This window comes from Streptomyces sp. NPDC058464, from assembly GCF_042721035.1.
In the GTDB taxonomy this organism is placed as follows: Bacteria; Actinomycetota; Actinomycetes; order Streptomycetales; family Streptomycetaceae; genus Streptomyces.
In genome coordinates this window covers 44,879-56,727 of record NZ_JBHXMA010000036.1, presented here as the reverse complement: position 1 = coordinate 56,727, position 11,849 = coordinate 44,879, and the positions used below count along the sequence as shown (strand labels likewise).

The following is an 11,849-nucleotide window of genomic DNA, read 5'->3' as shown; positions in this document are numbered from 1 at the left end:
GGGGCCCGGCACCGGAAGGCATCGGTGCCGGGCCCCTTCGGACTGCTCGGGGACCGGTACGCGAACGGCCGCAGCCCCCGCACAGCGGGCTGCGGCCGTCTCGTCGCCCTCGGGTCTGTCCGTGGCAGGTCAGAGGGCGAGGCCGGTGAGGACCAGGACGCGCTCGTAGGTGTAGTCGTCCATCGCGAACCTGACGCCCTCGCGGCCGACGCCGGACTGCTTCACGCCGCCGTACGGCATCTGGTCGGCGCGGTAGGAGGGGACGTCGCCGATCACGACGCCACCGACCTCGAGAGCGCGGTGGGCGCGGAAGGCGCCCTGCAGGTCGTGGGTGAACACGCCCGCCTGCAGGCCGTACTTGGAGGCGTTGACGGCGGCGAAGGCCTCGTCCTCGCCGTTCACCTTCTGCACGGTGAGGACGGGCCCGAAGACCTCCTCGCAGGAGATCGTGGCCTCGGCCGGGACGTCGGTGAGGACGGTCGGCGCGTAGCTGGCGCCGTCGCGGTCGCCGCCGGTGACCAGGGTGGCGCCGTCCTCGACGGCCTCCTTCACCCACGCCTCGACCCGCTCCGCCGCCGCCTCGCTGACCAGCGGGCCGACGTCGGTCCTGTCGTCGGCGGGATCGCCGGTGACCTGGGCCTCGACGGCGGCGACGATGCGCGGGAGCAGACGGTCGTAGACGGCGGCGTCGACGATGACCCGCTGCACGGAGATGCAGGACTGGCCGCCCTGGTAGTTGGAGAAGGTCGCGATGCGGGTCGCGGCCCAGTCCAGGTCGGCGTCGGAGGCGTAGTCGCCGAGGACGACGGCCGCGCCGTTGCCGCCGAGCTCCAGGGTGCAGTGCTTGCGGGGCACCGAGTCCATGATCGAGTAACCGACCTTCTCGGAACCGGTGAAGGAGATGACCGGGAGGCGCTCGTCCTGGACGAGGGCGGCCATCTTTTCGTTGGCGACCGGGAGGACCGACCAGGAGCCGGCCGGGAGACCGGTCGTCTCGGCGAGCAGGTCGCCGATGATCAGGCCGGAGAGCGGGGTCGCGGGCGCCGGCTTCAGGATGATCGGCACGCCGGCCGCGATCGCCGGGGCGATCTTGTGGGCGCACAGGTTGAGCGGGAAGTTGAACGGCGCGATGCCGAGGACGACGCCCTTGGGGAAGCGGCGGGTGATCGCGAGCCGGCCCTGACCGCCGAGGTCGGTGTCGAGGCGCTGGGCCTCGCCGCTGTTGAAGCGGCGGGCCTCTTCGGCGGCGAACCGGAACACGGACACGGCGCGTCCGACCTCGCCCCGGGCCCACTTGATCGGCTTGCCGTTCTCGGCGGAGATCAGCCGGGCTATCTCCTCGGTGCGCTCGGCGAGGCGGCGGCTGACGTGGTCGAGGGCGGCGGCGCGTACGTGGGCCGGGGTGGCGGCGAACTCGTCCCGTACGGCGTACGCGGCGGCGACGGCTTCCTCGACCTGGGCGTCGGTGGGCACGCTGACCTTGCCGACGAGACGGGCGTCCCACGGGTTGGTGACGTCGAAGGTGTCCTCGCCGGTGACCTGGCGGCCGGCGAGCCAGAAGGCGTGGGTGGAGGTCATGTGCGGGTCCCGGCCCTTCCGCGTTGGGGGTGGTGTGTACAGGATGTTCGCCTCCACGGTAGGTCCGAGGGGGCGGGGGTGCGTTTGTCCGGGGTGTAGTGGTGGAGGTGGGAGGTGCGCCGGTTTGGCACGGTGACGGGCGGTCGGGAAACGCTCAGTCCGTCGACGTCGCCTTCAGGGCCAGCCACAGCTCCATCCGCACGTCCGGGTCGTCCAGGGAGCGGCCCAGGATCTCTTCCACCCTACGCATCCGGTAGCGGAGGGTGTGGCGGTGGACGCCCAGGTCGGCCGCCGCCGCGTCCCACTGGCCGTGCCGGGAGAGCCACGCCCGCAGGGACGCCACCAGGTCTCCCCTGCCGGTCGCGTCGTGCTCGTACAGCGCCCGCAGCAGACCGTCGGCGAACGCCTTCACCGCGTCGTCCGCCAGCAGGGGCAGCACCGAGCCCGAGGCCAGCTGTTCGTGCTCGACCAGGATCCGGCCCCTGCGCCGGGCCACGGAGAGCGCCTGTTCGGCCTGCTTGTAGGCGGCCGCCGCCGCGATCGGGCCGGACGGGGCCGACAGCCCGATGACCGGTTCGTCCTCCTCCGCGGCCCCCTGCTCCGGCACCGCCCGCTCCGCCTCGCGCGCCGCCGCGTACTCCAGGCACGCCGCCACCGCCGCACCGCCGTCCGCGGCCAGCACCACCAGCCGCTCCCCCTCGGGCACCACCAGCACCGCCTCCCCGGAACGGGCCGCGGCCGACTCCACCGTCTCCGTGAGAGCGGCCAGCTGCTCGCCCGCCGCGTCCGCGACGATCATCCGGAACGGGGCGTCGAGCAGCCCGCCGTACAGGTCCCCGGCGACCCCGCGGGCGTGGTCCGGCTGCCCGGCGAGCAGCATGCGCAGCACCGCCGCCCCGACCCGCTGCTCGGCCGCGTGGAGGGAGCGGGAGCGTTCCGTCGTGAGGGTGAGGAGCGCGATGGCCGAGTGGACGGCGTACCGCTCCGCCGTGCCGAGCGCCGACGCCGTGCCGACCGCCAGGGCCGCGCGCGGGCGGCGGCCGGTGCCGAGCGAGTGCAGTTCCACCCGGTCCTCGTTGTCGGGGCCGCCGACCACCGAGGACGCCGGGGCCGGGCGTTCCCGGAGCCGGTCGACCTCGGCCGTCAGGCGCGCCGCCCGGCGCCCCGCCCACTCCGGTGCGGTCGCGACGACCGCGCCCGACGCGTCGTACAGCGCCGCCCAGCCGTCCACCTGCGCCGCGAGCGCGGACAGCACCCCCTCCGGGCCGGCGTTCAGCGCCTGCCTGGTCAGTTCGCGCTGGGCGGCGAAGCCCGCCGTCACCGCCCGGTACTGGTCGGCCGCGATCGCCGCCGAGACCGCCTTGCTGATGGCGAGGAAGGGGGTGCGGCGCGGCACCTCGAGCAGCGGCAGCCTCTCCCGTTCCGCCGCGTCGACGAGGGCCTTCGGGATCTCGTCGTAGTTGACCCCGACGGCGAAGCCGAGGCCCACCACACCCGCCCCCACCAGGCGTTTCACATACTTCCGCATCGCCTGGGGATCCTCCGCGTCCAGCTTCAGCGCGGTGATCAGGAGCAGCTCCCCGCCCTCCATGTACGGCACCGGGTCGGCGAGTTCGCTGACATGGGCCCAGCGCACCGGCACGTCGAGGCGGTCCTCGCCCGCGCGCACGGTCAGTTTGAGCGCGGAGTGGTGGACGAGCGAGGCAAGCGTCGGTGGCATCAGGCCGTCAGGTCTTCTCTTCAGCGAGGGAAACGGTCTTTGGCCGTCCCGTATGAACGGCCTCTCTCGATTCTGCCTCACTGTACGGTCACGCGTGCCCCCGCGTTCAGAGCCGGCCGCCGTCCCTCAGATCCACGAGGAGCGGGGGCGCGTGCTCGCTCTTGACCGTCGTGAGGGACAGGACCGCGTGCCCGGGCGGGACCCCGTGCGCCAGCTCGGACGCCGACCAGCGCTCGCGCTCCACCTGCCGGACGGTGACCGCCCGCGCGGTGGGCGCCTTGCCGGTGATCACCCGTCGCACGACGTGCAGCGCCTTGCCCGCCGGGGTCTCCGCGATGATCTGCCGGTCGGTGACGTCCCGGGCCTCGGTCCACTCCTTGCCCCAGACCTCGGCGAAGTCCTGCCCGTCCCAGGGCGTCAGTCCGGCGAAGGCCATCCGGCAGCCGGTGGCGCCGAGCAGCGGGCCGCGGAGCGGGCGGGGTACGTCGTCCAGGGTGCGCAGGGTCAGCGCCACGCCCGCGTTGGCCGAGCGCAGCCGCTGGACGGCACGGACCGCCTCCGGCGTCACCACGCCGGTCGCGTCGTCCAGGAGCAGGCAGGAGAAGAGCGAGCGGTCGTCCCGTACCGTCACGCTCGCCGTGAACTGGGCGAGCACCAGGCGGGCCAGGATGCGGGAGGCGTCCGCGTGGCCGCGCTCGGGCAGGTCGATGCGGACCCGGACCGGGTGGTCGAGGGCCTTGAGGGAGAAGGGGCGGGACTGGCCGGAGGTGTCGAAGAAGCCCGCGAAGGCCGGGCGGTCGAGGAGCGCGATGCGGTCGGCCAGGACGGCACCGACGTCTCCCGGGTGTCCCATCTGCCGTTCCCGCGCGTCGAGCTCGCGCAGCAGCGACTCGTGGCCGGTGGACGTCAGCGCATTGCGGAGCGCCGCGAGCGGACCGGGGGCGCCGTCGAGGAGCTGGCGGAGTTCGGGGACGGAGGGGAAGCGGCCGTGGACCGCCTTGAACGGGCCGAGCAGCTGGGCGAGGACGGTGGTGGAGCGGCGGCTGTCGCTGCCGGGGTGCGGGTCGGCGAGGTCGCCGACGAGGGCCTCGGCGAGTATGGCGGCGGCCTCGTCGGGGTCGGTGGTGCCGCCGTACAGGTCGAGGTCGTAGACGGACTCGGGGTGGGCGATGCGGACGACGACGTCGTAGCCGTCGGCGGGTCCCAGGCCGGCGCCGGCCGCGCCGACGACGACCACGGAGGCGCGGCCGGCGAGCGCGTGCAGGCAGAGCGACTCGGCGAGCGGGCGGACCAGGGAGCCGGTCTTGCCGGAGCCGGCCGGTCCGACGGCGAGCAGCGAGGTGCCGAGCAGTTCGGGGCCGAGGGCGAGGCCGGTGCCCCGGTACTGGTAGGGGTTGCGCGGGTCGTCGGCCGTCGTGCCGAGCCGGACCTGGCCGGTGACCAGGTCGTGGCGGGCGTGCCGGGCGGGCAGGTCGCGTTCGCCGGAGGGGTGCAGGCAGGCGGCGGCGCCGTCCTTGACCACGGCGGCGGTGAAGGTGGCCATGCTGTGCCGGCCGCTGCGGACGCCCTGCCAGGCGCGGGCGATCCGGGCGTGGTCCACGTCCCCCATCAGCCCGGTCCGCGCCTCCCCGGCAAGCCGGTCGGCGGCCGCGTCGGCGCCGGCGGCACGAAGGTGGGGCCATTGGGCGGGGTCCTCCGCCGGTGCCGGCGCCTCCTGGCGGGGCACCGCGGGCTTGAACCGAGGTGCCACGAACCTCCGCCACACCTCTCCCCACCGGCCGAGCTTGCCCACCACGAGCATGATGGTCAGGAAGACGAGGTACCCGTAGCCCTCATAGACGATCTCGACGTTCCCGCGGAGCGCGCTGTCCGAGCCCTGCCACGAGTCGGGGAGGAACAACTTGAGCGGCAGACCCCACCAGTTCCCGAGATACCCGTGCGTCAGCAGGGACCAGAGCAGCCACCCCACCAGGAAGGCGATGAGGGCGCCGCTGAGCAGTTGCCGCGCGGGCAGTTCCTCGGGTTCCTTCGCCGCCCGGGGCCGGTACCCGAACCGCCACACCCCCGGCGCCGCCTCCGGCCGGGGTGTGCGGAGCCAGCCGAGGAAGGCCGAGCCGTCCGGCAGCGGGGGTACCGTCGGTGGTGCCGTCGGCCGTGGCGGCAGTGCGGGCGCCTCGGTCGGCACCGCCTCCGCGTCCTGCGGCCCCGCCGGACGCGGCACAGGATTCGCATGCGTACGCCGCGTGTCCCACGTCCCGTCGCTGTCCATCGCTCTCGCTCCCTGACCAGCCGTTCCGTCCACCGTCAGCGGCCAATCTAATGCCCCCGCAAGGGGAGTTCACCGCTTACACGGCCGAGGGGCCGCCCGGCCGGGCACCGGCACCCCGCCCACACTATGTCCACCACGGACAACGACACCCCCCGACAACGCCCACATGGAGCATCCCCACCTCCCACACCCGGCCCTAGCCTGCGAAGAAAGAAGGAAAGCGTCCGAAAACGCACCACCGGAGCAACCGGACGGGACGCGCCCGGCACGCATCGGTTCGCACCACTCATCAGGGAGCCCTCATGACCGCACTTCCGCAGGAGCGCCGCGTCGTCACCGCCATCCCCGGCCCGAAGTCGCAGGAACTGCAGGCCCGCCGTCTCGCCGCGGTCGCGCAGGGTGTGGGCTCGGTACTGCCCGTCTTCACCGCGCGCGCGAGCGGCGGCATCATCGAGGACGTCGACGGCAACCGCCTCATCGACTTCGGTTCCGGCATCGCGGTGACCTCCGTCGGCGCCTCCGCCGAGGCCGTCGTACGGCGGGCGAGCGCCCAGCTGGCCGACTTCACCCACACCTGTTTCATGGTCACCCCGTACGAGGGCTACGTGGAGGTCGCCGAGGCCCTCGCGGAGCTCACCCCGGGTGACCACGCGAAGAAGTCCGCGCTGTTCAACTCCGGCGCCGAGGCCGTCGAGAACGCCGTGAAGATCGCGCGTGCGTACACCAAGCGCCAGGCCGTCGTCGTCTTCGACCACGGGTACCACGGCCGGACCAACCTCACCATGGCGCTCACCGCGAAGAACATGCCGTACAAGCACGGCTTCGGCCCGTTCGCCCCCGAGGTCTACCGCGTCCCGGTCGCCTACGCCTACCGCTGGCTCACCGGCCCGGAGAACGCCGGTCCGGAGGCCGCCGCGCAGGCCATCGACCAGATCAGCAAGCAGATCGGCGCCGACAACGTCGCCGCGATCATCATCGAGCCGGTGCTCGGCGAGGGCGGCTTCATCGAGCCGGCCAAGGGCTTCCTGCCGGTGATCAGCCGGTTCGCCAAGGACAACGGGATCGTCTTCGTCGCGGACGAGATCCAGTCCGGGTTCTGCCGTACGGGCCAGTGGTTCGCGTGCGAGGACGAGGGCATCGTCCCGGACCTGATCACCACCGCCAAGGGCATCGCGGGCGGTCTGCCGCTGGCCGCCGTGACCGGCCGTGCCGAGATCATGGACGCCGCGCACGCCGGTGGCCTGGGTGGCACCTACGGCGGCAACCCGGTCGCCTGCGCCGGTGCGCTCGGGGCCATCGAGACCATGAAGGAGCTCGACCTCAACGCCAGGGCGAAGAACATCGAGTCGATCATGAAGCCCCGCCTCGCCGCCATGGCCGAGAAGTTCGACGTCATCGGTGACGTCCGCGGCCGGGGCGCGATGATCGCCATCGAGCTGGTCAAGGACCGCACCACCAAGGAGCCCGACCCGGAGGCGACCGCGGCTCTCGCCAAGGCCTGCCACCAGGAGGGACTGCTGGTCCTGACCTGTGGCACCTACGGCAACGTGCTCCGTTTCCTGCCCCCGCTGGTCATCGGCGAGGACCTCCTCAACGAGGGCCTCGACATCATCGAGCAGGCCTTCGCGCGGATCTGAGCCACAGGCTTCTCCCAGCCCGCGCAAAGGGTCTCGAACCCGCGTGCCACCGCCGCCCCAACCCTCCCACCTGGCGTGATGTGGGGGGCTGGGGCGGCCCCCGTCAGGCCGTGTGAAGAAGGTGTGCGAGGTGCATGACGGGACGCGATTCCGCCTGTCGCGGCACCGGACCCTGCCGTAGGTTCTATCCAGATGAGAGATACACCCCGCCCACAGGGGACTGTGGGCGATTTCAGGCCGGGGCCTCCCCAGCTTCGACCTGGTCGTGCCCTCGCGCACACAACCGGGGCCTCCGGCTCCGGATCTCCTCACCGATCGGACGGTCGCCCGCCCCAAACCCCCCGGGGCGCGCGGCGTTCCGATCCGGACGGCCGCCCCGGAACCACCCCCCCTGTTCCGGGGCGGCCGACCTCCTTCCTTAGCTTTCCCCTCGCGGGACTCCTGGGACTTCTGGGCCTGCCGGCCCTCCTTTTCGCGCTGATCACCTGGCAGGTCGTGGCCCACGGCCCGCTGCTCCGCCTGGACAGCCGTCTGAGCAGCGCACTCGTCCACCCGGACCGGTTCTCCGAGCTCCTCTCCGACCTCGGGAACGTGCAGGTCGCGGTCCCGGTCCTGGTGCTCGTCATCGCGTACGTCGCCCGGCGCGGCCGTGCCACTGGTACAGACCGGTGGTGGCTGCCGCCCGCGGCCGCCGCCGTCCTGATGGCCCTGGTCCCGGCGGTCATCGTGCCGCTCAAGGACTGGACCGCCCGTCCGGGGACCCCGGTGGTGCCCCCGGCGGTCGGCTACTTCCCCTCCGGTCACACGGCGACGGCGGCGATCGCCTACGGCTCCGCGACCCTGCTCCTCCTCCCCTGGCTCGCGTCCGCCACCGCCCGCCGGACCGCCGTCGCCGTCTGCGCGGCGCTGGTCCTCGGCGTCTCCTACGGCCTGGTCCGCCGCGGCTACCACTGGCCGCTGGACGTGGTGGCCAGCTGGTGCCTGGCCACCGTCCTGCTGACGTCCCTGCGGCTGCTGCTCAGCCGAAGTACGCGTCGAAGTTCTTCTGGAACTCCCAGTTCGAGAACCGGTCCCAGTTGATCGACCAGGTCATCAGGCCGCGCAGGGCCGGCCAGGTGCCGTGGGTGGCGTACGACCCGCAGTTCGTCATCTTCGTCAGGCAGTCCAGGGTCTTGGTGACCTCGGACGGGGCCACGTAGCTTGCTCACCGGCTTCCCGTTGACATCCTCCTCCTCTTAAAAGAGGGGGATTCCAACCCAGGCGGGTTGAGGTTCACGGGCGCTCGAACGGCTGGTGGCCGCTGTCACCCCTCCGGCACCGGCTGTTCGCCGGGGGCGGGGGATCCCGCCCTGTCCTGCCGCGACGTTGATGCTTGCGTTCTCATCGGCGTTGCAGGTGAACCCGCAGGACACGCAGACGAAGTCGGCTTGGTTCTTGCGCGACCCCTTCTCGATCCACCCGCAGGCACTGCACCGCAGAGACGTAAAGGGCGCGGGGACGTCCTCGACCCGGCCCGGCGCCTTCTGCTCCGTGCGCCGATGCAGCAGGCCCCACCCCTGAGCGAGAATGCCCCGGTTCAGCCCGGCCTTCTGGCGGACGTTCGTGCCAGGATTCTCCGCGGTTCCCTTCGCCGAGCGCGTCATGTTCTTGATGTTCAGCTTCTCGAACCGGATCACGTCGTAAGTGCGGGCAAACATGGTGCTGGTCTTCTCGCACCAGTCCTTGCGCCGATTCGCCTCCCGTGCCTTTAACCGAGCCGCCTTCGCATGTTCGGCAGCCTTGGCCGCACTGCCCTTCGTGGCACGGGCGGCACGCCGCTGATGCTTGCGCATCTGTGCACGCTCCTTGAGCGTAAGCTGCGGGCAGTTGAGCTTCCGGCCATCGGACAGAGCTGCCGTGATGGTCACGCCCCTGTCGATGCCGATGACCCCGCCCGCAGTCGGTGCGGCGATCGGCTCAGGGACAACAGCGAATGCAATATGCCACTGCCGGTTACGGAAGGTGACCCGGAACGTCTTGGCGGCGGGCAGTTCGGCACGGGTGAGCCGGAACCGCACCCAGCCACAGCCGGGTACCTTCACCCGCGCCCACCGTCGATTCAGCCTCTGCACCACGACCGAGCGGCCCATGACCTGCTTACCCTTGGCGTTCAGCTTAGGGCTGCCACCTGGCTCGAACTCCGGGACACGATCGGTACCGATGACCCGGAAGCCTTCGTGCACGTGCTTCCTGCGCCAGGTCGGCTCACCAAAGCCGGAGGCGAACCGCGCATTCCTGGCTGCGGCGAAGTCCTTCAGCGCCTGCTGCTGCAGAACCACGTTCCCCGCGGCGAGCCACGCGTTCTCACGCCGGGCCTCGGTCAGTTGGCGGCACTGCTCCGCAAAGCCCGGGGCGGGCCTGCGACCGGGCCGCCAGTGCACGTGCTGCTCCACCGCCAGGTTCCACACGTACCGGGCGTGCGCGCAGTGCAGCAGCATCTGTTGCTCCTGCACGGGCGTCGGGTACAGCCGGAAACGTGACATGCCGCGAAACTAGCCACCCCGTTCCCCTCCTGCGCACGCCTTCGATCAACATCACCCGCGCGAGTGACCGACACGGCGCTCAGTCGTCGGCCAACCCCGCCGCCGCCTCATGCATGGCCAGCTCCAGCAACGCCGGATCCGTCAGCGTCCCCGACCCGTCCGGCACCACCAGCCACCGCACCCCCTGGGTCGACCGGCCGGGATACGGCACGACGATCCAGGTGCCGGCGCCCGCCGTGCGGATCCCGGTGCCGAGCCACCGGGCGGCCGTGCCGGGCGGCACGAAGAAGCCCACCCGGTTGTCCCCGAAGTCGACCAGGACAGGCCCCGGCTGGTCGAGGACGCGGGTGAGCACGTCGAGGGTCGGATAGCCGAGCTCGCCCGGCAGGATCAGCACGTCCCAGGCCCTGCCGGCGGGCAGCAGCGCGATCCCCAGCGGGTTGCGCTCCCATTCCCAGCGGCAGGCCTCGGGATCCGGTGCGACGGATACCAGCCATTCGACCGCCGTCTTCGCCCCAGTCATCAGAAGACCTCCCCGTCTCACTCGTCGACGCGGGCGTCGCGCCACGGGGAGAGAGGGAGGTCTTCCGGGGGCATTACGCGGGTTTCCCCGCCCCGTTGGAGTGAACTGGATCACACTCCGACGGGAGTGTGATCGGACCGGACCACTCCGCCGGGCTCAGCTGTCGAAGCCCAGCCCCAGCCGGTCCATCGCCCTGAGCCACAGGTTGCGGCGGCCGCCATGGGCGTCGGCGCGGGCCAGGGACCACTTGGTGAGGGCGATCCCCGTCCAGGCGAACGGCTCGGGCGGGAACGGCAGCGGCTTCTTGCGGACCATCTCCAGCCGGGTGCGCTCGGTCTCCTCCCCGGCCAGCAGGTCCAGCATCACGTCGGCGCCGAACCGGGAGGCACCGACACCCAGGCCGGTGTACCCGGCCGCGTACGCGACCTGCCCCTGGTGCGCGGTGCCGAAGAACGCCGAGAAGCGGGAGCAGGTGTCGATCGCGCCGCCCCACGCGTGCGTGAAACGGACGCCCTCCAGCTGCGGGAAGCAGGTGAAGAAGTGCCCCGCGAGCTTGGCGTAGGTCTCCGGACGGTCGTCGTACTCCCGGCGCACCCGGCCGCCGTAGTGGTGGATGGCGTCGTAACCGCCCCACAGGATCCGGTTGTCGGCGGACAGCCGGAAGTAGTGGAACTGGTTGGCGGAGTCGCCGAGGCCCTGCCGGTTCTTCCAGCCGATCGCGCCGAGCTGCTCGGCGGTGAGCGGCTCGGTCATCAGGGCGTAGTCGTAGACCGGCACGGTGTAGGCGCGGACCCGCTTGAGCAGGTTCGGGAAGATGTTGGTGGCGAGCGCGACCTGCCGGGCGCGGACCGCCCCGTACGGGGTGCGTACGGCCATACCGGCGCCGTAGGCCTTCAGGGCGAGGGCGGGCGTGTGCTCGTACACCCGTACCCCGAGGGCGAGGCAGGCCTGTTTGAGGCCCCAGGCGAGCTTGGCCGGGTGCAGCATGGCCACGCCGCGACGGTCGTACAGGCCCGCCTCGAAGGTGGGCGAGGCGACCTGCTCGCGGACCGCGTCGGCGTCGAGGAACTCGATGCCGTCCGCGAGGCCCCGCTGCTCCAGTTCCCTGTGCCAGTCGCGCAGTTCCCATGCCTGGTACGTCTCGGTCGCGACGTCGATCTCGCCGGTGCGCTCGAACTCGCAGTCGATGCCGTGCCGGGCGACGGCGGCCTCGATCTCGTCGAGGTTGCGCCGGCCCAGCTCCTGCAGCCGGTGGATCTCCTCGGGCCAGCGGGCGAGGCCGTTGGGCAGCCCGTGGGTGAGGGAGGCGGCGCAGAAGCCGCCGTTGCGGCCCGAGGCGGCCCAGCCCACCTCGTGGCCTTCCAGCAGGACGACCTCGCGCCCGGGGTCGCGCTCCTTGGCGTTGAGCGCGGTCCACAGTCCGCTGTAGCCGCCGCCGACGACCAGCAGGTCGCAGGTGTCGGCGCCGGTCAGCGCGGGCTCGGGGTGGGGCTTGCCGGGGTCTTCCAGCCAGTACGGGACCGGCTGTGCTTCGGAGAGAGACTTGGTCCAATCTGCCTGACGGCTCATGGCGCTTGGGGCCATGATTTTCAACTCCCTA

General features: G+C 72.0%; 8 protein-coding genes and 1 pseudogene. 2 read left to right on the top strand and 7 right to left on the bottom strand.

What is annotated here, in order from left to right:
* Positions 1 to 129 precede the first annotated feature (129 nt).
* From ACFWPQ_RS37550 to ACFWPQ_RS37540, 3 genes are all read right to left on the bottom strand, one after another.
* Positions 130 to 1,578 (bottom strand): aldehyde dehydrogenase family protein, encoded by a 1,449-nt coding sequence (locus tag ACFWPQ_RS37550; RefSeq protein WP_384045162.1) that lies wholly within the window; start codon positions 1,576 to 1,578, stop codon positions 130 to 132.
* 154 nt (positions 1,579 to 1,732) lie between these two features.
* Positions 1,733 to 3,298, bottom strand: coding sequence for a PucR family transcriptional regulator (locus ACFWPQ_RS37545; RefSeq protein ID WP_384045159.1), 1,566 nt, complete (start codon positions 3,296 to 3,298; stop codon positions 1,733 to 1,735).
* Between the two features lie 106 nt (positions 3,299 to 3,404).
* A complete protein-coding gene (locus ACFWPQ_RS37540; RefSeq protein WP_384045156.1) occupies positions 3,405 to 5,567 on the bottom strand; it encodes an ATP-binding protein in 2,163 nt (720 codons plus the stop codon).
* 302 nt (positions 5,568 to 5,869) lie between these two features.
* Between ACFWPQ_RS37540 and gabT the strand changes: the two genes are divergently transcribed.
* Both gabT and ACFWPQ_RS37530 read left to right on the top strand, forming a co-directional pair.
* The gene (gene gabT / locus ACFWPQ_RS37535; protein WP_384045153.1) at positions 5,870 to 7,204 is read left to right on the top strand and encodes a 4-aminobutyrate--2-oxoglutarate transaminase; all 1,335 of its coding nucleotides are present in this window, start codon (positions 5,870 to 5,872) and stop codon (positions 7,202 to 7,204) included.
* Positions 7,205 to 7,426: 222 nt separating this feature from the next.
* Positions 7,427 to 8,284 carry a phosphatase PAP2 family protein gene (locus tag ACFWPQ_RS37530; RefSeq protein ID WP_384045151.1) on the top strand — a complete coding sequence of 286 codons (858 nt, stop codon included), beginning with the start codon at positions 7,427 to 7,429 and terminating at the stop codon, positions 8,282 to 8,284.
* Here the strand turns inward: ACFWPQ_RS37530 and ACFWPQ_RS37525 are convergent.
* The 4 genes and pseudogenes from ACFWPQ_RS37525 to ACFWPQ_RS37510 all read right to left on the bottom strand — a co-directional run.
* Positions 8,223 to 8,402 (bottom strand): annotated as a pseudogene (locus ACFWPQ_RS37525) (hypothetical protein); the annotation flags it as partial. The gene ACFWPQ_RS37530 and the pseudogene ACFWPQ_RS37525 sit on opposite strands and share 62 nt — an antisense overlap.
* Before the next feature lie 37 nt (positions 8,403 to 8,439).
* Positions 8,440 to 9,726 carry an RNA-guided endonuclease InsQ/TnpB family protein gene (locus ACFWPQ_RS37520; RefSeq protein ID WP_384045149.1) on the bottom strand — a complete coding sequence of 429 codons (1,287 nt, stop codon included), beginning with the start codon at positions 9,724 to 9,726 and terminating at the stop codon, positions 8,440 to 8,442.
* A gap of 79 nt (positions 9,727 to 9,805) precedes the next feature.
* Positions 9,806 to 10,249, bottom strand: coding sequence for a hypothetical protein (locus ACFWPQ_RS37515; protein ID WP_384045146.1), 444 nt, complete (start codon positions 10,247 to 10,249; stop codon positions 9,806 to 9,808).
* A gap of 156 nt (positions 10,250 to 10,405) precedes the next feature.
* Positions 10,406 to 11,833: an NAD(P)/FAD-dependent oxidoreductase gene (locus ACFWPQ_RS37510; RefSeq protein ID WP_384045143.1), complete on the bottom strand. Its 1,428-nt coding sequence runs from the start codon at positions 11,831 to 11,833 to the stop codon at positions 10,406 to 10,408.
* Positions 11,834 to 11,849 lie beyond the last annotated feature (16 nt).